At 33.3% G+C, this 23153-nt stretch carries 17 protein-coding genes; 6 read left to right on the forward strand and 11 right to left on the reverse strand.

What is annotated here, in order from left to right; translation table 11 throughout:
- Window positions 1-75: 75 nt before the first annotated feature.
- Window positions 76-759: an HAD-IA family hydrolase gene (locus OXU93_RS04960; protein WP_267382901.1), complete on the reverse strand. Its 684-nt coding sequence runs from the start codon at window positions 757-759 to the stop codon at window positions 76-78.
- A 201-nt stretch (window positions 760-960) separates the two neighbouring features.
- Between OXU93_RS04960 and OXU93_RS04965 the strand changes: the two genes are divergently transcribed.
- Entirely contained in the window at window positions 961-2289 is a 1329-nt protein-coding gene (locus tag OXU93_RS04965) for a M23 family metallopeptidase (RefSeq protein ID WP_267382903.1), read from the forward strand.
- A gap of 671 nt (window positions 2290-2960) precedes the next feature.
- On the opposite strand, the gene OXU93_RS04970 is transcribed toward OXU93_RS04965, so the two are convergent.
- The 5 genes from OXU93_RS04970 to OXU93_RS04990 form a co-directional block, all read right to left on the reverse strand.
- Window positions 2961-3125, reverse strand: coding sequence for a YqaE/Pmp3 family membrane protein (locus OXU93_RS04970; RefSeq protein ID WP_267382905.1), 165 nt, complete (start codon window positions 3123-3125; stop codon window positions 2961-2963).
- 216 nt (window positions 3126-3341) lie between these two features.
- On the reverse strand, window positions 3342-5123 hold the full coding sequence (locus OXU93_RS04975) for a ribonuclease J (protein WP_267382907.1): 1782 nt from the start codon (window positions 5121-5123) through the stop codon (window positions 3342-3344).
- A gap of 178 nt (window positions 5124-5301) precedes the next feature.
- Window positions 5302-6192: a 4-hydroxy-tetrahydrodipicolinate synthase gene (gene dapA, locus OXU93_RS04980; protein WP_267382909.1), complete on the reverse strand. Its 891-nt coding sequence runs from the start codon at window positions 6190-6192 to the stop codon at window positions 5302-5304.
- 102 nt (window positions 6193-6294) lie between these two features.
- Window positions 6295-7296 (reverse strand): aspartate-semialdehyde dehydrogenase, encoded by a 1002-nt coding sequence (locus OXU93_RS04985; RefSeq protein ID WP_267382911.1) that lies wholly within the window; start codon window positions 7294-7296, stop codon window positions 6295-6297.
- A 274-nt stretch (window positions 7297-7570) separates the two neighbouring features.
- Window positions 7571-7708: a hypothetical protein gene (locus OXU93_RS04990; protein WP_267382913.1), complete on the reverse strand. Its 138-nt coding sequence runs from the start codon at window positions 7706-7708 to the stop codon at window positions 7571-7573.
- Window positions 7709-7768: 60 nt separating this feature from the next.
- On the opposite strand from OXU93_RS04990, the gene tig reads away from it, so the two are divergent.
- The 4 genes from tig to OXU93_RS05010 all read left to right on the forward strand — a co-directional run bounded on the left by tig (window position 7769) and on the right by OXU93_RS05010 (window position 12302).
- Window positions 7769-9169: a trigger factor gene (tig, locus tag OXU93_RS04995; RefSeq protein ID WP_267382915.1), complete on the forward strand. Its 1401-nt coding sequence runs from the start codon at window positions 7769-7771 to the stop codon at window positions 9167-9169.
- Window positions 9170-9372: 203 nt separating this feature from the next.
- The gene (clpP, locus tag OXU93_RS05000; RefSeq protein ID WP_267382918.1) at window positions 9373-10053 is read left to right on the forward strand and encodes an ATP-dependent Clp endopeptidase proteolytic subunit ClpP; all 681 of its coding nucleotides are present in this window, start codon (window positions 9373-9375) and stop codon (window positions 10051-10053) included.
- A 21-nt stretch (window positions 10054-10074) separates the two neighbouring features.
- Window positions 10075-11418, forward strand: a complete 1344-nt coding sequence (gene clpX, locus OXU93_RS05005) for an ATP-dependent protease ATP-binding subunit ClpX (protein ID WP_267382920.1) — start codon at window positions 10075-10077, stop codon at window positions 11416-11418.
- Between the two features lie 311 nt (window positions 11419-11729).
- Window positions 11730-12302 carry a 5-formyltetrahydrofolate cyclo-ligase gene (locus tag OXU93_RS05010; protein WP_267382922.1) on the forward strand — a complete coding sequence of 191 codons (573 nt, stop codon included), beginning with the start codon at window positions 11730-11732 and terminating at the stop codon, window positions 12300-12302.
- A 1337-nt stretch (window positions 12303-13639) separates the two neighbouring features.
- On the opposite strand, the gene holA is transcribed toward OXU93_RS05010, so the two are convergent.
- Window positions 13640-14623, reverse strand: a complete 984-nt coding sequence (holA, locus tag OXU93_RS05015) for a DNA polymerase III subunit delta (protein ID WP_267382925.1) — start codon at window positions 14621-14623, stop codon at window positions 13640-13642.
- A 67-nt stretch (window positions 14624-14690) separates the two neighbouring features.
- Between holA and OXU93_RS05020 the strand changes: the two genes are divergently transcribed.
- Window positions 14691-15464 (forward strand): DUF1868 domain-containing protein, encoded by a 774-nt coding sequence (locus OXU93_RS05020; protein WP_267382928.1) that lies wholly within the window; start codon window positions 14691-14693, stop codon window positions 15462-15464.
- 1776 nt (window positions 15465-17240) lie between these two features.
- Here the strand turns inward: OXU93_RS05020 and OXU93_RS05025 are convergent.
- The 4 genes from OXU93_RS05025 to ctpA form a co-directional block, all read right to left on the reverse strand.
- Window positions 17241-17558: a hypothetical protein gene (locus tag OXU93_RS05025; protein ID WP_267382930.1), complete on the reverse strand. Its 318-nt coding sequence runs from the start codon at window positions 17556-17558 to the stop codon at window positions 17241-17243.
- 736 nt (window positions 17559-18294) lie between these two features.
- Window positions 18295-19569, reverse strand: coding sequence for a DNA cytosine methyltransferase (locus tag OXU93_RS05030; RefSeq protein WP_267384801.1), 1275 nt, complete (start codon window positions 19567-19569; stop codon window positions 18295-18297).
- Between the two features lie 20 nt (window positions 19570-19589).
- Complete coding sequence (xth, locus tag OXU93_RS05035) at window positions 19590-20378, reverse strand: exodeoxyribonuclease III (protein ID WP_267382932.1); 789 nt, start codon at window positions 20376-20378, stop codon at window positions 19590-19592.
- Window positions 20379-20632: 254 nt separating this feature from the next.
- Window positions 20633-21874 carry a carboxyl-terminal processing protease CtpA gene (ctpA, locus tag OXU93_RS05040; RefSeq protein ID WP_267382935.1) on the reverse strand — a complete coding sequence of 414 codons (1242 nt, stop codon included), beginning with the start codon at window positions 21872-21874 and terminating at the stop codon, window positions 20633-20635.
- Window positions 21875-23153: the final 1279 nt, after the last annotated feature.

The raw sequence follows: 23153 nt of genomic DNA on the forward strand, positions 1-23153 counted from the left end.
AACCATTAGATTTTGAAGATAACCTACTCTATTAAGCAGGGTATATCAGAAAAGGGTTATATATTATATATTTAGCTAGGGTAAACACCATTTTTCAGGTTTAAATTCTTCTAAGGAATTGAGAACCTGGTCTGCTTGGTGGAACAATTGGCAATCACTTGTTTTCTCAGGAACAATTACTGTTGACATTCCTGCTGCTATTGCTGCTTTCATTCCCGCTAAAGAGTCTTCAAACACTAAACAAGCACGAGGATCTACTTCTAGCCTTTGTGCCGTTAATAGAAAAATGTCAGGAGCTGGTTTACCTTCTTTTAAATCAGGATCATCCCCAAAAACAAAGTGGTCAAAACAAGAGATCCAGGAAGGATAGGACGACATTTTTAACTCAAAATGATACCGAATAGAACTCGAGGCAATAGCTTGGGGAATGCCCTGCCTAGCAAAATGTTGAGTCAATTCCTTTGCACCTGCCAGGGGTTGGACAGTAGCATAGAGTGGATAGAGTAAAGCATAACGTTCTTTTATATATTCTTCGGGAGTTAGGGGAATATCAAGTAATTCTACAAACAATTGTGCTGACTCTTGAGTACGACGGCCGGCCATTTTCGCCTTAACCGAGGGATCAAAAGTTTTTCCATAGCGTTGAGCAATAGTTTGGTTTACCTTGTGATAAAGGGTTTCTGTTCCTAAGAGCAGTCCGTCCAGATCATAAATTAAGTGTGTGATAGGTTTGAAAGAATGGGATAAGCAATTCATCATAAACTGTTTGTCTTAGGCATTAAAACGGCAATAATTTAAATCCCTAGTTTTTTAATTCTCAAAAGAGTGTCAAAACTTCTAGATAATACTATTTTGGTTAAACTTATTAAATTTTTCAAAAAATCGAAATGAAAAGAAATATTTATTTGTGATCCGTTATCATGCCTTAATAGGTAGTGAATTATGGAAAGTGGCAAGAACATGAATCAATTCTCTTATCAAACGGCAACTCTCGCCAAATACACTAAGACAAATCATTTCTTAAAACAAAGTATTAGTTTAATCAGTGGACTCAGTGTCGTCAGCAGCCAGTTGTTCTCAACTCCGGTTAATGCCTCCACAAATACTGTAGTTGCTTCTGAAACGAGAGTATCATCAGACAAACTGGAGGTAGTTGAACCGTCCTCCAAAAAAATTTCGGAATCTTTTCGTCGTATAGTGCCTAATCGTCCTGCGACTAATAAGCCGATCTTAAATCCTTCTTCCGTTAAACCTGCTACTCCGAAAATAGCCCCTAAACCTTCGGTACACAATCGCACCAATGGAAATACTATTACAAAAGTACAGTCATCAATACCAAATATCTTACCCTCAACCTTTAAAAAATCTTCTGCTGCTCCTGTCAGTCAACCACCAATACATGTTCACTCAAAAGGAATCCCAATCTCTCCTTCAATAGCTACCCGTGGTAAAAATAGTTATATAGATTTTACCAATTACGGTATATCTCCTCAACAATCACCAGTTTCTTCCAGTTCTGTTATACTCACCGAACGATCAACAGGTTGCCAGATAGTTTCCCACAACAGTCAACTACTTAAAGGTAATTGCGGTTCAGTTGCTAAGGTGGGAGTTTCCCCGGCAAAATCTACTTTAGCAAATCATCGTGTTAATTTTATCAATCGTCAAAGAAAAGCTCCTCCGATTGGTCCTCAACAAGTAGTTAATTTGCAACCAATTACTAGAAAACAATTATCAGTTTCTTTAGAATCTATTCCTAAATACAATCGAGCTGCTAGTCTCTATAGCCATCTAAATTCCATCGTGCATGAACAAAGTCGGACAGACCTAATGTACCCTTTACCCGTGGTTGCCAGTATCACTTCAGCTTTTGGGTGGCGTACTCATCCTATTTCGGGAACTGGTCGTCAACATAGCGGTACGGATATCGGTGCTCCTCTGGGGACTCCTGTTTTAGCAGCCTATGAGGGGGAAGTTTCCCAGTCCGACTGGCTGGGAGGATATGGTTTAACAGTTATCCTACGTCATTTGGAGGGAAGCCAAGAGTCTCGTTATGCTCATTTATCAGAGGTTTATGTTCAACCTGGAGAATGGGTTAACCAGGGAGCAGTCATCGGACGAGTAGGAAGCACAGGTTATTCTACTGGTCCTCATTTACACTTTGAATGGCGACATTTAACTAACCAAGGTTGGGTTGCTGTTGATGCGGGACTACACTTAGAAGCTGCCTTAGCGAACTTAATACGTTCAGTGCGGATGGCTGAGGCTGCAAAAACTCTTGAAGGCTAAAATGAACTACTCAAATTAATCACTCAAACTTGTTTTGATAAAAGTATTATTAGGACCTCTACAGTTACCTGTTAGCGGCTAGTTGTCCTTTGTTAAACTTTCAGAGTAACACTCTTTGAATATTCAATTGTTTTCTAAACATAATTTATCTTATCTGTACAGATAAGATTATTAATACAAATTTAGATCAGTTTCTATTGTAGGAAACAGGAGAATATGTTGTTAAGATATTAACTAGGAATATTTTCAATATTCAGCGGATGATCGAATTACAGACTAGTCAAAAACTTTTAACTAGCCTGATGGTTAAAAGTTTTTGACTAGTCTGTAATGTGTATTGATTTACTAATATTTAAGTTGTAATTTTTTGCATTTATTTTGTTGCCAAGTCCGATTAAATTAATACAACTCAATTAACTAAATAACTATTTGTAGTATTAATACTTTAACATTTACGCTGTAAGTTATCTATCTATATTAGTTCCCTTGGGCTAGTTTTAGAGAACGAAAATGTTATACGAAAAGAATATATTTTTTAGTTTTGAAACCAAATACAAAATCAGTAACTAATATGCAGCCATCTAATATAGAGGTATCTACAAGATACCTCTTATACTTTTGCTTCAAACACTAAGAGTTGTTTGTTGAATGATTTAAGTTTTAAAAGATAATTACTTTTTTGCAATCACCCAAACAGCATGGATAATTCCAAGAATATAGAACCCCAAAATTGTTAACAACAAATTAATCCAAAAATCATTACTAAGCCTAACTTGTAAAAAAACTCCAAGAGGAGGCAGAAATATACTACAAACAATCTGAATTAAATCAGCCATTGAACAAACTTTTAAGACAAGATTAGACTATCATATCCTAGTAAAGTGGATAAATATTAGGACTATTTTGACCAATTATATATCACAGTTGTCTATCCTAAGACTAATTCTGACTGTATCTAAGTCAACCAGAAAAAAAGAAAAGAGGCACAATTTTTTATGCCTCTATAGGCTAATCTGTCAGATTTAAAATTCTCTGTAGTCAATAATAAACGTTTAAGATATTGCAGACGCAGTTGAACGACGACGACGATAGATTTTCGTTACTGGACGTTCCCCAGATTCGGACTCTTCAGGCGTTTGAAGTAGAAATACCACCATCGGTTGAGTTCGTAATTCGCGTCTGACTAGCCGTTGTAACATGGTTTCAATTTCCTCTTGGAAAGATTTCCAATCAACCTCAATCCCACTACGACTATTATTTTTGGAAAACTCTCCCCAGCGTTCAGTTAAAGTCCGCTCAATAGCACGAATAATCAACTGTTCCAATAGTGATCTTTCGACCTTTGTCACCACACCCCGCAGATGTACTTCCGGTTTTGCGATCAGTTTCCCCTGCCAATTAATAGCAGTAGCCACTGTAACTACCCCTTCCTCGGCTAGCTGTTGACGATCATGCATAATATGATCATGCACTACACCAGCTTGATCCACTAACTCAATTCCAGAAGGAACTTTACCAATAACATCGATATTATCCTTAGAAACCTCAACAATATCTCCATTTTTTATAATTACCATGTTTTCTGTAGGAATACCCATACTATGAGCTGTCTGGGCATGTTTGAGCAACATTCTATGTTCCCCATGAACTGGAATAAAAAATTTAGGACGAGTTAAAGCCAGCATTAACTTATGTTCTTCTTGACAACCATGACCTGATACATGAATACCTTGATGACGACCATAAATAACTTCGGCCCCCTGCATCATCAAGCGATCAACAGTATTCACTACTGCAATAGTATTCCCTGGGATGGGATTAGCAGAAAAAATTACTGTATCCCCTTTTTGAATTCTAATGTGGGGATGTTGTCCTTTAGAAATACGAGTTAATGCTGCTGAGGGCTCTCCTTGGGATCCTGTGGTTAGGATCAATACTTTGTCATCAGGCAGATTCCGTACTACTTTTAGGGATACAAAAATGTCATCGGGACATTTTATGTAGCCTAATTCTCGCGCATGGGCGATAACATTAAGCATTGAGCGTCCCACAACTGCCACTTTGCGTTTGTACTTTTGAGCGAGTTGTAAAATAATATTGACTCTATGTACTGAAGAAGCAAAAGTCGTGATCAACAACCGTCCAGGTGCTTGGTTTATAATGCGATCAAGGTTGGGATAAACCGATCTTTCTGAAGGGGTCATCCCTGGAACTTCAGCGTTAGTAGAGTCACTCAACAGACATAAAACGCCTTTTTCTCCATGTTCAGCAAGTCTTTGTAGATCGAAGTACTGTCCGTCAACAGGAGTATAATCAACTTTAAAATCTCCTGTATGAATAACCACTCCTAACGGTGTATGAATAGCCACAGTAAAGCTATCGGTGATAGAATGAGTGTTACGGATAAATTCCACCAAAAAAGAATCACTGACTCGTACCATATCTCTCGGTGCGGCCGTTTTTAGAGTTGTACGGTTGCCGACTCCAGCTTCTTCCAACTTATCGCGTAATAGGGCAATCGCTAGTTTTGGACCATAAATTATTGGAATATCAAATTGTTTAAGATGGTAAGGAATACCTCCAATATGGTCTTCATGACCGTGAGTCGCGATCATTCCTCTAATTTTAGTACGGTTTTCACGTAAATAGGTCATATCAGGGAGAACAATATTCACCCCGTGCATCCCATCAGTCGGAAAAGCAATTCCCGCATCTATTAGCAAGATTTCATCCCCATACTCAAAAATACAAGTATTCTTGCCTATTTCGTGTAATCCCCCTAGGGGAATAATTTTTAAAGTTGGTTTTGTTGGATATGTTGTTTTTTGACTCATTGGCCTCCTTTTTTTAGCTACTTAGATTGTTAACGGGTTAGTTATCCAAAAAAAATATAATTTTTCAGAGAAATTTATCTAGTTTTCTTCCTGGAATTAGTTGAAGTAAATCCTACAATTGCCATTTATTTAACTACAATTGATCTTAGCCTATTTATTCCATAATAAAGCCTAATTCTTAAACAAGAGATAGGTGTTCTAAAACCGATTCTAATTCTTGTTTTAAGTCAGGAGATAATTCAACTAGAGGGGGTCTTAGTCCTCCTACTTTCCATCCTTTTAAATTAAGTGCAGCTTTGATTGGAATAGGGTTAGTCGTACAAAATAGTGCTTTAAATAAAGGAAAAAGCTTTAAGTTAATGTCTCTTGCAACAGTGGCTTTCCCAGTCCAAAATGCTTGAACCATTTCTTGTATCTGTTGTCCTACTATATGACTAGCTACACTGACTACCCCTATTCCACCAACAGTCAACAAGGGTAGGGTCATAAAGTCATCTCCTGCATAGATGGCAAAAGATTCGGGAGTTAAACGACGAATTTGACAAGCTTGTTCTAAGTTTCCACTAGCTTCTTTAATAGCAACAATATTTTCAATTTCTGCTAATTTAGCAACTGTTTTAGGTAAAAGATTTTGACCAGTACGTCCTGGCACGTTATACAACATGATAGGTAAATCAGGGGACTTTTGCGCAATTTCTTTAAAGTGTTGATACAATCCTTCTTGAGGAGGTTTGTTGTAGTATGGAACCACTTGTAATGATCCATCCAAACCCAATTTAGAGGCTTTTTTTGTTGCTTCTACTCCTTCTCCTGTGGCATTAGAACCTGTGCCTGCAATAATTTTTCCTCGATTGCCGACGGTTTTTTTTACTATCTGAAATAATTGGTATTCTTCAGACCAACTTAGGGTAGGAGATTCCCCCGTTGTGCCACAAATAACTAAGCTATCGCTCCCATTTTCTACTAAATAATCAGCCAATTCCTCGGCTACTGCGTAATTAACTTGACCATTTTCATCGAAGGGAGTAACCATAGCGGTGATTACTCGTCCAAAACTGTGATCACTCATTCTTTTCTTTACTCTTCCAAAGTTAGTGGTTAGTTCGTATTGTAAAAGCCTTTAGTTATTGGCTAAACACAGTCATTGAGGCAGAAAATTTTAGCTATTTCCTTAAATCAGCAACTCTGCAATCTGCACTGCGTTGAGGGCTGCCCCTTTGCGTATTTGATCCCCACAGAGCCATAATTCTAAGCCATTGGGGTGAGAAATATCCTGACGAATTCTCCCTACTAATACTTCATCTCGCCCTGAAGCATCTATGGGCATAGGGAAGTAATTTCCTCGCCAATCTTCAACTAGTTTAAGTCCTGGGGAATTTGCTACAATTTCCCTGGCTTCGGTCACGGAAAATCGAGTAGAAAACTCTAAGTTAACAGCTTCAGAGTGGGCGCGTAGTACGGGAACCCGTATACAGGTAGCTGTTATTTTTAGATCTGGCTCATTGAAAATCTTACGAGTTTCATTGACCATTTTCATCTCTTCCGTACAATATCCTTCGGAATTCAGAGGAGAATTGTGAGGGAACAAGTTGAAGGCCAAGGGATAAGGAAGTATTTTTGTTTTAGGAGTTTGACCGTTCAAAATAGCTTGAGATTGGAATTTCACTTCTTCCATTGCTCTAGCCCCTGCACCGCTTGCTGATTGATAGGTAGAAACAACAATTCGTTTAATAGGTTTAACTTGATGGAGAGGATAGATTGCAAGCCCCATTAGAATCGTCGTACAGTTAGGGTTGGCAATAATTCCTTGGTGGTGCTTAGTTGTTTCAGGATTGATTTCAGGAATAACTAGAGGAACCTCTGACTTCATTCGGAATGCGCTGGAGTTATCTACCATTACCGCTCCCGACTCTACAATATTTTTTGCCCAGGTTTTGGAAGTAGATCCTCCCGCTGATGCTAATACCAAATCGATCCCCCTAAAGGAGTTTTCTGTTACTGCTTCGACCAGCAAGCTTTCTCCTTTAAAAGTTAAGGAATTTCCTACAGAACGCTCGGACGCCAGTAGTTTAAGACTGGCAACAGGAAATTCACGATGTTCTAATAAGCCAAGCAACTCGGTGCCAACGGCTCCTGTTGCCCCCAGAATAGCTACTCTAACTGGTTTAGACAATTAATACTACCTCCTAGTGAATCGGTTAAGAATCATGAATTGCAGTTGATTAATTCTTTTGATTAATTCTTTGCTCTAGAATTAAGAAAATTTTGACTGATTAAGGATTGGATTATTAACACTCAATCGTAATTTACACGGAAAAAAATATATTTTAATTGTGTTTACAATATCTCTATATTGCCTCTACACACTGAGACTAGCCGGCTCAGTCCAGCAGAAAGGCCTATCTCGATTCGCTCTAAGAATGTTGTAAATGACCTAGTTTACCCTATCATAATAGAATGATGCGACAATGTACTATTACCGGTAGGGTCATATCCCGGCCTAATCCTGTCAACCGACAAAAAACCAAGGGACCAATGATCGATAATGTTTTTAGGATATCATGAGCTACTTGCTCTTGGAGCATTAATTTTAATTTAGGCTTGTATCACTGTAGTTTAGTGTAATTGTTTGAGATAGGACGTCGATGAAAGTAACTCAGGAAAAACTCCCTGATAGTCAAATTGGCTTAGAGATTGAAATTCCGGCTGAAACCTTAAAGAAAGCCTACGATAAAAAAGTCAACAGCTTGGCACGTACTGCCAATATCCCTGGGTTTCGCAAGGGAAAGGTTCCCCGTAAAATCTTACTTCAACGCTTAGGAACCAAATATGTCAAGGCCGCTACTCTCGAAGAATTACTTCAAGAAAGCGTAAAAAAAGCCGTTAAGCAGGAAGAACTGGAATCATTAGGTAACTATCAGTTACGCTCTGATTTTGAAGAATTACTGGAAAAATTTAGCCCAGAACAGTCTTTAACTTTCTCCGCTGCTGTAGATATTCCTCCCAGCGTAGAACTAGGAGACTATAAAACCCTAAATGTGAAGGCTGAAGAAATTATTTATGATCCAAAACAGGTAGAGAATTGGTTAAAAGAACGACAAGAACAGCAAGCTGCCCTAGTTCCTGTTGAGGATCGTCTTGCTCAGATGGGAGATGTAGCTATCATTGATTATGCAGCACGTTTTGTACCGGAAGAGGGTCAAGAAATTGATAGTAAAGCAATTTCAGGGGTACAAGGAAAAGATTTTCGTGTAGATCTCGCTGAAGGACGTTTTATCGAAGGCATGGTAGAAGGCATAGTCGGCATGAAACCAGAAGAAACAAAAGAACTTAAGGTGACGTTTCCTGAAGACTATCCCAGGGAAGATTTAGCCGGACGACCTTCTATTTTTACTATTACTCTCAAAGAACTTAAAGAGAAAGAACTTCTCGAACTTAATGACGATTTAGCCAGAGAAATCAGCGATTTTGAGACAGTAAAGGAACTAAGAGAGTCCTTAGAAAAACAGTTTATGCAAGAAGCCAGAGAAGCTACTAAGAAAAACATAAATGATGATATCACAGCTCAGTTAATGGCAATCAGTAAAGCTGACGTTCCCGAGACTCTGATTCAAGACGAAGTTACCCAAGTCTTGACTCAAACAGCAATGCAAATGGAACAAATGGGTATGGAGGTTAGTCAGCTATTTACTCAGGAAAATCTTCCCAAACTGCGGGAAAATGCTCGTCCAGAAGCAATAGAAAGACTAAAGCAATCTCTGATTCTCAGAGAATTGGCTAAAGTTGAAAGTATCGAAGTTGAACAGACGGTTCTTGAAGAAAAGGTTGACAAAATTAAAGGGCAACTTTCAGATAGAGAGGTAGATTTCGATAAATTAAACCAGATGGTCACAGATGAACTTCTAATAGAAGCAACTCTCGACTGGCTACAAGAGCGAGCTGCTATAGAATTAGTTCCTGCAGGAACCTTAAAGAAAAAAGAAGAAGAAATGGGGCAATCTTCAGTTGACTCTGAACAACCGTTGAAGGCTGAGGTGGAAGGGTAAACTCCACTTTAGTTCTGTCAGCATTATGCCTTGGTCAAGTATTGGACCATCTTATTCACTTTTTTTACACTTGAGGCATAATGTTGACAGAGGGCATCGATTTGCTGCTCTGGTCCAGGTAGACTAAAAAGAGATGCACGACTAGCCTCTTAGAAAATGAGCCGTTATTCAAAATCTTTCCCTTGATAGTTTAATTAAAGGCTATGAGTAAATCGCGATTACTAGACTATTCCATCATCAACCAGCGTCTTTCGGAAATCTATTCCATGAATCAAAATATTGTTCCCATGGTAATAGAACAATCCGGAGTAGGGGAAAGAGCCTTTGATATTTATTCAAGATTATTACGAGAGCGTATCGTATTTTTAGGAACCCCTGTCGACGATCAGGTCGCAGACTCAATCGTCGCACAACTACTTTTCCTTGATGCTGAAGACCCAGAAAAAGATATTCAGCTTTACATTAATTCCCCCGGAGGATCTGTGTATGCTGGTTTAGCTATTTATGACACCATGCAGCAGATTCGTCCCGATGTAGTGACCATTTGTTTTGGCTTAGCTGCTAGCATGGGAGCATTTCTCTTATGTGGAGGCGCTCCTGGTAAGCGAATGTCCTTACCTAGTTCGCGCATGATGATTCACCAACCTTTAGGCGGGGCTCAAGGGCAAGCCGTGGAAATTGAAATTCAAGCTAAAGAAATTCTCTATATTAAACGGCGGTTGAATGAAATGCTGGCTTCTCATACTGGTAAACCCATCGATACTATTGCAGCCGATACAGAACGAGATTTCTTTATGTCGGCGCAAGAGGCAAAAGAATACGGTCTAATCGACAAGGTGATTTCTCGACAAAATCTGTCTGAATCCACCATTCCCGTTACCTAACTCAACTAACTTCAAGAGCTTATGTCTAAATACGACTCCCACCTAAAATGTTCATTTTGCGGCAAATCCCAGGAACAAGTGCGAAAATTGATCGCCGGTCCAGGAGTCTACATCTGCGATGAATGTGTTGAGCTATGCAATGAGATTTTAGATGAGGAATTAATGGATGCTCCGACAACGGCAGTATCCGCTAGTTCCGCAAGAGCCGAAGAGTCCCAACCTAAACGTCGTTCAAGTCGCGAACGTCTTTCTTTAAATCAGATTCCCAAGCCAAGAGAAATTAAGAACTATCTCGATGAATACGTTATTGGACAAGATGAAGCCAAAAAGGTTCTCTCTGTGGCAGTTTATAACCACTACAAGCGTTTGAGTCTTAGCCCGTCCCCAGAAGAAGATAGTCCAGACGATTTTGTTGAATTGCATAAATCGAACATCTTATTAATGGGGCCAACAGGTTCAGGTAAAACCCTTTTAGCACAAACTCTAGCCCAAATTTTACAGGTTCCCTTTGCCGTTGCCGATGCCACTACCTTGACTGAAGCTGGTTATGTGGGAGAGGATGTAGAAAACATTTTACTACGACTGTTACAGGTTGCTGACTTAGATGTGGAAGAAGCCCAAAGGGGGATAATCTACATAGATGAGATTGATAAAATTGCTCGTAAGAGTGAAAATACTTCTATTACTCGTGATGTTTCTGGGGAAGGTGTTCAACAAGCCTTACTTAAAATGTTAGAAGGTACTGTAGCCAATGTCCCTCCCCAGGGTGGAAGAAAACACCCTTATCAAGACTGTATTCAGATTGACACTAGCAATATTCTCTTTATCTGTGGTGGAGCGTTTGTTGGGCTGGATAAGGTTATAGAACAACGACGTGGCAAAAAATCTATAGGCTTTATTCGTCCTGGGGAAGGTAGTCAAGCCAAAGACAAGAGAGCAGCCGACTTAATGCAGCAAACAGAACCGGATGATTTAGTAAAATTTGGTATGATCCCTGAATTTGTAGGGCGAATCCCAGTAATGGCTGCATTAGATCCACTTGACGAAGACGCTCTTATCGCTATTTTAACTCAACCCCGCAATGCTTTAGTCAAGCAGTATCAAAAACTCTTAAAGATGGACAATGTTCAGTTAGAGTTTAATAAAGAGGCAGTACGGGCTATTGCTAAAGAAGCGCATCGTCGCAAAACAGGGGCAAGAGCATTACGAGGAATTGTAGAAGAATTGATGCTAGAGGTCATGTATGAATTGCCTTCTCGTAAGGATGTTAAAAGATGTACGATAACTGAGGAAATGGTCGAAAACCGTTCTACAGTTGACCTATTAGTTCACCCCTCTTCTTTACCAACTCCAGAGTCTGCTTAGAGTTTAGTTTAACTTTAGCCATAATCATAACTAGTTAAACATAAAGATTGTAATTAACTGGTCATGATTATGACTAGAGGTGTTTAGATTATAGATTTTACTAGTAACATTTTTCCTTTAAGATTTATCATATCTGAGAAATTATCTCTGATGATCAATAACATTAACTCAAAATATTCAGTATATGATGAGGATAATGGTTTATTTTATCGTATTAGAAGATTGAAAGACTTATTTAGAGTAGAGAATATTCTAAAATTTATGGAAATATAGTACTACCTTCTGGGTACAACGTAATTCTTAGGACCAAAATGATATTTTCTGAGAAAGAGAAGTTACGACGAAAACTATTAAAACAACGTCAATCTTTAGATAAAAAAATATGGCTAGAAAAAAGCAGTCGTCTGTGTGAAAGATTAGAATCCTTATCTTTATTTCAGAAAGCGAAAATAATTCTGGCATATTTCGCTTTTCGTCAAGAACCTATTCTCAATTCTCTTTTTACAGAGAGACACTGCTGGGGGTTTCCTCGTTGTGTTGGTCAGTCTTTAATTTGGCATCATTGGACCCCTGGAGACACTTTAAACACAGGAGATTATGGTATTTTAGAACCTGCTCCAAATGCTCCAATATTAGATCCTTTTAAAGTTGATTTAATCTTGGTTCCTGCTGTAGCTTGTGACAGTGAGGGATATCGTCTAGGGTATGGAGGAGGATTCTATGATCGTTTTTTAAGTGCTCCTCAATGGAAAAACATTCCTACTATAGGAATTATTTTCGATTTTGCCTATGTTAGTAGACTATTCGTTGAGCCTTGGGATTGTAAGTTAAGGGCAATTTGTACCGAAAAACAACACTTAAATCTATCAGAATTAGATAATTGAGTATTTTTTTTAAATGTAACCTTACTCACCAAAATAACTTATTGAGTTACTGTAAGACTATTTAAAACTTCAACTAATATAAATTGGGATGAGAATTTTTGATAAGTTAATGTTAGATTTTATAAAAAATTGTGGGAATAAAATTTATCATAAGAATTATTATTTATTTTATACCTGAGTTAAGAAGTGGTTTGATAATAACAAATGGACATATTTACTTATAAAAACACCCAATAATTATTGGGTGTTTTGTTTGAACAAAAATATTTTAATTGTTTTTTAGATATATACTTTTAGTTGAATAAAAGAATTATATCTAAGTTGAGAAAATCAACTAAATTAATTGAATTTTAGTTAAAATCAGGTATTGATTTTTACTTTAACTTTTCTAAGTCAAGTATAATTTGTGTGAAAAGTACCTGATTATCTATTAAATAGATACTAAATTTTGGTCATTCTAATTGACAATAATATAAGTCGATTTTTGATTCCCTACCCAGTAATAGAACAGATTAAGGGCGATATTTACTTAAAAATATTTTGGGAGAATTAAAAGTTTCTAGTAGCGTTGTCTTAGGGATTATTACAAGTATAGAAGATGAGAAACATATTTTATAAATTAAAATCTAAAACCAACCTAGTTTTATTTGTTATTTTTGCAACAAAATTGTAGAGCTTAATACAAAATTCAAGTAATAAATTTAAAAAATTATTCATTTTGCACGGATATATTCCTTGAAAATAAGTGATTATAATTGTTTTTACCAAAAGACAAATAAAATTAATTTATTTTAAAACAAATCTTTTTTTTTGTAATTTATTCTCAAAAAATACAGTAACTTATATAAGTTAAATTAAACCTTAAAACACTGATGTTTAGATAACTTAATTAATATCTAATATAGTAATATACTCTTTATTTTGTTCATATTGAGTTTTTGTATTAATAATCATTAAAACAGATTATATAGAGATAAACAGCAATAAAGTAAACTTATTTTAAGTAAAATAGAGGGTTTAAAAAAATAACTAGATATTATTTTGTGTATAAATTTTACTTATAGAAGTATGACACTAAGACCCGTCAAATTTAACTCACGATTAAAAATATATCTCTATAATAATAATTAATATAACAATGCTATATTTAAGTTCACATATGTAAAGATAAAATCAATTTTAATAAGCTAATATTTAAAAATAAATTTTAATTTTAAGGCTATTCTATCAAATATTTACTTAGCAATAAATATAAACTACACTAGTATAGTTTATTAAAATCTAGTATCTATTTTAGTATTTTATTTATAAATAAGATTAATATCTAGAGTAAAAACCTACTTAGAAAAAATCTGACACAATTCAATGGTTTTAGTCTTTAAATTTGCTAAAATATGCCCTCCCCGTTTTAACGAAAATTCCAATTCTAATAAAATAGGTAAAGTGGCTAAAAGCTGTTGCGCAGAAAAAAACTGCAATTCTTTCCGCAAAAAGTAAAGACGTTTAGGGTTAGCAATATTAGAAGCTTTAGCAATTACTTTGTCATCTTTTTGTCCAGATTCAATTTGTAGTTTAACCATGGACCAAGTGCGAAATTGTCCCACTAAAGTTGCTACAAGTTTTAAAGCAGGTTCATTATGGGACATTAAATCAGTAATCAACTGCAAAGATTTTTCTATATCTCCCTGACGAATAGCTAAAGCTAATTGTAGACTATTCTGTTGGCTAGTATTGACTAAAGAAGAAATAACCTCTGTATCTAAAGGTATGGTTTTATCGAGATTATAGATGTGTAATTTTTCTAGTTCATAATTTAATTTTCGTGTGTTATTACCGATAGACTCTACTAACAATTCTGTCGCTTTAGACGTTAGTTGAACGCCAATTTCCTTAGACATGTGCTTAACTTTGTTAATTAATTCATCAGTCTTCCAAGGAGCAATAAGAGAAAATTCTTGAATTTCAGCATATTTTTCTAAAAGTTTTGTAGACTTTAGCCGACCATCAGGTTTTTTGCGTGATGTCAATAATAGGTGAGAATTTTTAGGGATAACAGGTAAAGTTTTTTGTAGTTGAGAAAAGATTTCTTCGGAACACTGTTGACAGATTATAGGGTTTATAACCAAGACAACCCTTCCCCCTACGCCAAAAACTGGGGTCATTGATTGATTTAAGGCTTTTTCTATAGCATTAGGCTGATCTCCATAAATTTTATCGTAATTAAATTGAAGCCAGTTAGGATCAAGGAAAGTTTTTAATTTTTTCTTAACAGTTTGGGTGATTGTAAAGTCATCTTCACCCCACAATAAATAAATTGGCATAGAAAATATAAGGTAAATTAGGGAAAATAATAATATCAGGTTATTGAATTACTTAGAGGAAAGAAGCTTGGACGAAACTTATCAAACTTATGTTAATCGGGTAGCACGATTAACCATCCCGGATATCTATCAACCCCAACTTCAGAATATCCAAAAATCGCCTAAATTTCAGGGGGGAAATTTTGTTGCTTTCCCTGGTTATACAGTTCTCACTCCTCCTTCTACAGAGGATTCCCTTAATGAAGAGTTCTATCATTATTTGGAAGCCATACAACAACAATTGTCGGAACAGATAGAGTTTGATATGGTTGCTTGGGTTCCCCCCGATAGTTTTCACTTAACTTTGGCTGATTTAATTTGGGATCAAAGTTACCAAGAAGCGGTTCAGTATCTTCCCGACTTTGATAGTAAAATTAAGGTCTATATGGAGCAAAGTTTTAAAAACTATAAAAAAATTGACTTAGAAAAAAAAGAAATTAAATGGCAACTACTAGGCTTATTAGTCTTTCCTCGCGCTCTAGTGGCGGGATTAGTTCCTTGTGATGAATTATCCTACAAAAAAATTGTTCAATTAAGGCGCTCGATTTATCAAAATATTGATTTAATGGCTTTAGGAATTGAACAACAATATCATTTTACAGCTCATATTCCCTTAGGATATTTTACAGAAAAAATAGCTGAACTTAATCGGGATAACTTGGCTTCTGTTCTAACTACCTTTTATGATAAATGGTTAGAAGCTAAACCAAAGATTTTAACAATTTATCAGGCTGAGTTACGTAAATTTGAAGACATGACAAACTTTCTACTAGAGGATGATAATCCTCTAGTAGAACTTTGAGGTTTTAATATAAGTTAAAAAGTGGAGAAACTTAGACATAGTATTTAAAGTTATTAAATACTATTTTTTACAGAAAAATTAAGTGAACATTCTATAACTTTAAAGGTAATTAAGAACTAAATTATATAATAGTTAATCAAGATAGTTACTGTAGTTTTGATATAAAATATTAATTATTTATTGATAAATAGTCTTATCATAAAACCTTTCTAAGTTGATAGTTTATCATCTATATTATTTTGGTAAAAAAAATGTCTAATTCCATAATGGTGGAAACCTTAATATAAGGAGAAATACTACACCTCTATTTCAGAGAATACTTAAAAATAACTAAATAAATGCCTCTTTTATTATATTTTGGGGCTCATATTATATTTGATAACAGTATAAAGAGAGGCTATAGGTCAAAGTACTACTAGTTAACTTTCCCTAAAGTTATCAAAATAAATTGTAATTTCTTCTATTTGAAACTATAGTATACTTGATTTTTTTGAATATTTAATTAACATCTAAAGTGTAGATAATAATTATATAATTTAATGAATCTCTAAAGCCATATTTTTAGAGCATATTTATACTATATAAACGCTATAAGTATTTTGAGAATCTATAACACTCTTATTGCTATTAAAGTCATAGTATTACATATATTAAATTAATAGTCTATATCCTCTAATTCTATTTATTTATTAAAATTTACAGTCACTTTGATATAGATTTATTAAAAATAAATGTGCTAATAATTTATTTAATACATAGACCATGAAATGAAAATATTTTTTTATATATATTATCTTTTTTAAATTTAATTCCAGTTTTTTTACTAAAAAATAGTAGTATTTTAATCTAATTATTTAGATATGATTTTTATTTTAATTTTAATTTATTTAAGATACTGATAAAAATATTAACAATAGATAAATTGCAATTCGGGATATATTTATATATAACACACTTAACAACTAGATCATAAACATAATAATCAAAATATTCTAGATTGATTGAAGTAAAAATCTTAACTAAAATTTTAAACTATTTTGCTCTTTAAATAGTTGTTTTGATAATGATTTTATGAAAATAATTTGTTTATAAAAAATATTAATTTATTATCTTAAGTTAGCGTTTACATTTTACTTATAAAACAAATATCTACATAACAAAAAATATTAACAATTAATATCTATTAACTACACTCGACTTTAACTAGTAAAAATTAGTAAAAATTACTAAAAATTAATATTCTATTCTATAGAGATTATATTAATAACAAGTCGAGTTTAAAGTATGATTTTTTGTAATACTTTTAAATACTAACTATTAATAATTTAATACTATAGCCAGAGTAAACATTATTTATTTTACTTTAATTAAATCATTAGCTCAAGTTTTTTAACAAAAAATATATTTTATATCTCTATTTTATAAAAAATGAAAATTATATATATTATCTTTTTAGAGACTTTTAATATCTTGATATAAACTAAAGTAGTTTTATCTAAAAGTACTTTTATTTGAGATATATACCTTGTCCTTAAAAATAAGTAATTTAAGTTATAAATAATGGATATATTATATCAATAATATATCCATTATTTTGTTTATTGAGATGAAATTTTTGAATGTTTATAAAACTAAAAAAATTATGTCATGTATTATCTAATAAATAAATCAATAATGTACTAATTACAATATTTTATGAAAGTGTAAAGTTAATTTTAATAGAAAACTGTTTATCCCAGAATTATTTTTTAAGCTTTAAGTATTTATAGTTAATGTCTAATAAGATTTATTTTTAAACAAAATTTTATATAAAGCAAATAAAATAACTCCAAAAATTCCAATCATGATTACAGACATTACTAACCGTAATATACTATTGAGTAACGATAAAGTAGCAATAATAACCACAATAGCTAGCACTATTTTTGTAGTAACGGACAGGTTGTTATATGCTTTTACGAAGCGAACTAAGAGACCCTTATAAATTTTATTAGTTTTAAAAGGTTGTACAGGCGATTGTTCAGATTTTTGGTTTATTTCCGCTTCTAAATCTTTAAGACGTTGTTTCCAGCCTGGAGAATTTTTTTGACTCATAGGATTTGGATCTTAATTGAGATCACTGTTTAGATTTTCTGTTTATTATATATGAAGGCAATAGTAGGATACTAGATAAGTCTTCTTAATTGTATGAAGAATCCCTAGAAAAATTTTTATCACCAAGAAGTAGAGTTCATATAATTATTAAGCAGTTTATGCTGTGTTAATTTCATTATTGCATGTATTCGACTCAAAATATTATTATTTTAATATCTTAACGATATCCTAGATAACTATCTTTTATTTTTTATAAAAATCATATGATTTTATATCATTGCCTATTATATTTAGAGATTTTGTCTTCTTAACTGTCTATTGATAAAAAGATTGTTGTCAATGCTTGACTAGTAAAAAAATGAGTAGTAATAGCAACATCAATACCACAATAAACTATATCAGTAAATTTATACTTTAAAAACTTCTTCAGACTTGTACTTCTCTGAAGATAGTAGATGATTTTTATTTACAATATGTAGTTTTTTACGTTCTGTATAGTATATTTCCCAGTTATGCTATTTATAGCATTAAAAAACATAAACTTTTCAAGTAATTTATAAAAAAACTTAGTAATAATTGTATGTTAAGTCAGATTAATTATAATTCAAAAAGGTGATTAATGAGTTTATAAAAAACTAGATTAATAGTTGAATTCTGATTTAATTTATAGTAGTATTACCTACACTATAAAAATGGTGTGATTAACTTTAATCATCAACTATTTGTTATAAACTTATTAAATTTCTCTTTTTACTGAACTACAATCAATTCTATAATATTGAGCTGCTTTTGACATATTAAAGCTTAGTATTTCTTCTTTACTGAGGATATATTGAGGTATAGGTTTAATTAATATAACATCAAGACATTTAACAATTTCTGTTGCAATTGCTTTTGCCAATAAAGGAGGAACAGAATTACCTATCTGACGAAATCCATGCCATTTAGTAATATGAAATCTAAACCAATCAGGATACGAGTGAAGTCTTGCAGCTTCTCTTACAGTAATACATCTAGGAGTAATAGGATGAATGGGACGGGGGGAAGTATGTGCTCCTCTACTCCTCGGAGTTCCTGCTCTTAAGGTATTACATAAACCATCTCGATGAAGCCTAAAAAATCGACTAATAGGTTCTATTGTTCCTGGGAGAGTTTTGTTAAATCTTTCCTGAATTGTAATAGTATGCTTCGTTCTTAAACTCGATGTTAAAAGGTTCTTATTATAGATTCTTTGATAAGAAAAATCATTTTCCAAGGGGACTAAAGACCTTAATTTTTTAACGTAATCACTTTGTGTTCCATAATTAACTATAGTCCAATCTCTCTTTTGAAGTTCAGGATAATTATTTACTTCAGGTAAGTCTTTGATTGCATCCCAAACAGTAGGAGATTTAGGTAAATTAGAACTTGTTTTTGTTGTTGATTTATGAGTAAAATCACTACTAATAGCTTGAGGATATTTAGGTAAAATTAAGTCTTTTTGACATCCTAATATAAAGAGTCTTTTTCTATTTTGAGGAACCCCATAATTAGCTGCATTTAAAATTTGATAGTCAGTTTCTAACTTATAATTTCCTTTACTTAATTTATCGAAGATTTTTTGTAAAATTTTTTGATGATTACCAATAGCTATCCCTGGAACGTTCTCAATAATAAAATATTTCGGTTCTAACTCTAAAATTAGTCTAACAAAATGATAGATTAATAGATTTCTTTCATCTTCTACAAGACGTTTACCTATCAAGGAAAATCCCTGACAAGGAGGTCCTCCAAATATAGCATCAATGGAACGGTTTCCAATTTTTGATATCTGTCTAATTTCTGATCCAGTTATTTTTTGAATATCCCGACAAATAACTGTCCAAAATGGAAAATTGTACTTGTGGACTGCACAATGGATGGGATCAATTTCTACCGATGCAAGAACATCAAATCCGGCTTGTTCAAATCCTAACGTCATTCCTCCTGCGCCAGCAAATAAATCGATGGCAATTGGCCTTTTGTAATCGATTTGCAAGTTATAATTACTCCTTAAAATTCAACAATAACTGGAGCATGATCACTAGGTCTTACCAATTTTCTTGGCTCAATATCAATAGTACAACTAAGAGCTTTTCTATAAAGTTCTGGAGTAAGATATTGATGATCAATTCGCCATCCGCGATTATGCTTAAATCCACTTGCCCTATAGTCCCACCAGCTAAAGTAATTACCCTCTGAGATAAATTTTCGAAATACATCTTTTAATCCTAACGAAAGGATATCTTTTAAAGCTTCCCGTTCTAACTGAGAAGACATAATATGATTATCCTTAGATTTAGAATCATAAATATCCTTATCTTCTAAAGCAATATTAAAATCCCCACAAACACATAATCCATGATTAGGTTGATCTAAAATCTCAGTTAAATATCGTTTTAGAACTTTTAGCCATCTTAACTTATAGTTGTATTTTTCACTTCCTATAGAAGCACCATTAGGAACATATAAGTTAATAATTCTTACCCCATTTAAAATTCCTGTAATAATTCGTTTTTGCTTGTCAAACTCTTCCACTAAAGAATCCTTAACAATAGAAGTAAATCCGATATTAACATTTTCTAGAGGGTAACGACTGAGAATAGCAACCCCATTGTAGGCTTTTTGTCCATAAACATAAACATAGTAACCTAGTTTTTCAAAAGTATTTTTAGGAAAGTTTTCGTCAACTACTTTAGTCTCTTGTAAACAAAGAGCATCCACATAGTTATTATTTAACCATTCTATAACATGGGGTTGTCTAACACGAATTGAGTTAACATTCCAGGTAGCAATTTTCATATATTATTGTAGTATTTATAAGTTGATGATGTTAACTTTATTTTAAATAATAGTTTCTCACACAAAATTTAAAATTTTTATAAGTGCAAATTTTAAACTATCTGAGTAAAAATACCAACTAACCAATGTCTAGAAAAAAAGAAAGTAATTGATAATTACTATCGATTTAAACTATGCTCAGTTTGAAAGGACAACAATTTATGAGTAAAAACTATAAAGAAAAGCTTTTACACAATTATCTAGCAAGTCTTGATTCAAGAGGCATGAGCCATAACTATAGCACTTGTTAAGAGGTTAATAGCAGCTTGGTATTGTAGATCTGCATCAGTACCAATTTGTCGATGACCAATAGGGTCTTGGGGAATAACCTCATCAGGAAGGATTCCCAGTCTATGAATATCCCTGTGGTTGGGAGTTTCATATTTAGCTACTGTCACTGCTAATCCTGCCCCACCAGGCAGCTCAAATAAAGACTGAATCAAACCTTTACCAAAGGTTTTTTCTCCGACCAATATACCTCGACTATTATCTTGTAATGCCCCTGCTAAAATTTCACTAGCACTAGCTGTCTTTCCGTTAACTAATACTGCTAAAGGAGCCTTTGTTAATGCTGAGCCGAAAGCAGAAAAACTATCTTGGATTCCTTGACGATTAACTGTATGTACTATGGTACCGTCATTCAACCAAAGACGAGCAACTTCAATCCCTGCCTGTAACAATCCTCCTGGGTTATTTCGTAAATCTAAAATATAAGCCTTAGTTCCCTGTTGTTCTAATTTGGCAATTGCATCAGTAACATCTTGGGCTGCATTAGCACTGAATTGGTTAAGGCGAATATAACCAATAGGAATATCCTGGATTTGACTATCAAGCTCAGCAAATACTGGACTCAGAGAAATATGTTCCCGTGTAATGTTGATGTAATGAACTGTTTTCTGAGCATGACAAGGTCTTATAGTCAAAGAAACTTGTGTTCCACTTTGTCCACGCATCTTAGTCGCTGCTTCATCAAGAGTTAAAGCAGTGGTGTCTACTCCATCGATTTTCAAAATGCAATCACCTGCTTTAATGCCGGCAGACTCAGCAGGTGATCCTCTTAACGGGGCAACCACTTCCAGGTTACCAGTCTCAGGATTAATATTAATCTGTAAACCCACTCCTGATAACTCTCCAGCTGTACTTACTTGTAAGTTACGATATTGTTCGGGTCGTAAAAGTCTAGTAAAAGGTTCATTGAGTGTAGCTAACATTTCATCAATAGTTTTATAAGTTTCTTCACGATTGTAAAGATGCCGCTTTAGAAACTGTTGGCGTAGAGACCACCAGTTTTGGTTATTAAATGAGTTATCTATGTAGGATTGATTAACTAATCGCCAAGACTGAAGTAATAGTTCTTGATTTTGCGTAAAAGCCGAAGCAATTGGAGACCAGAAAAGCCAATTGAGTAAAAGAGAACAAATAATTAAAATAGTAATCCAGAATGTACTTTTTTTCATAAGAAAGGTGGATGATTGATGGTTTGTATTTAATTTAAACAAGGAAACTCATATCATAGTACTAGAAGTATAAGGATGATAACAATTGTTATCATCCTTATACTTCTAGTACTATGATATGGTCTAATCTATGTCGAAATTCTAGCAAAAATTTAACTAAAAATTTCTATCTTACTCTTGACCTATAAATTTGACACAAGGAATAAGATTAGCTTTCAAGTAACTGAATTTATCTTTGTAATCAACTACAAGAATATTGTTAAGAATGACATGTAAGCTATAATTAATAGTAGATTATCACAGGAGATAAGGAAGTTTTAATTAAATCTCTTGTCGTGTTTAATTACAAGTAGCTAGATTATTATTATAACTCTCCTATTTCGTAGAAAATTACATTACCTAATAAATGGGGATTGTATAGTTATTTTAGCTCATTTTATAGTTTTTAAAAGAAATAAATTGTTAATAACTAAAAACTATTTTTTAATCATTTCTACTTAAAAATAAAAAATCATAAGCTTATTAGTTTTGTGATTATTTTTTATCTATTTAAAATAAAAATACTTGATTTCATTGACTAATAAAATATACATAGTATAAGTCTATAAAGACAGTGGTTTCTGTTTGAGCTAAACTAGAAATTTTTTTGTTTTAAATTAGTTTATTTTGACTACTAAATAGTTAGTCTCGTTTAAATGTTAAAATCTAAAATTGAGAAAATTTATTAGTACATGCAATTAAATTTAGAATAATGCAAAAATAAGTACGATATTAATAAATATTTGCTAAAATTTAAATATTAATATAAAATAAACTAATATTAATTAATTATTTTTCTAAGTATTTTACATTTAACAAATAATGCCATTTGATATTATAGATAGCTTGTTAATTCAAATCAATAAACACTAATATTTATAGCTTTTAAGCTTAGTATAATAAGATCTCAGTATAAATCAAATATAATTAATTAGCATTAAACAGATTACCAGAACTATAAATGTATTTAAAAATCTAAGATACTTTATTAGTTGTCCATAACTTTTATATCACTAAAATATGTTATGATTAAAGCAGCTATTTTTATTACGTTAACAAAATAAACACACATAAAATTTTGCAAAAAATAATATTTAACTATTAAAGTTATATTTTCAGTTTAAGCTAAAATAGCATAATAACTATAGATACAGTAGTGCCTATTCAAATAACTTAAAACCAAAATATAATTCTACCCAAAAATAAAAACGTAATCCTTTACATGGCTTAGATTAAACCC

This window comes from Cyanobacterium sp. uoEpiScrs1, from assembly GCF_947331815.1.
GTDB lineage: Bacteria > Cyanobacteriota > Cyanobacteriia > Cyanobacteriales > Microcystaceae > Rippkaea.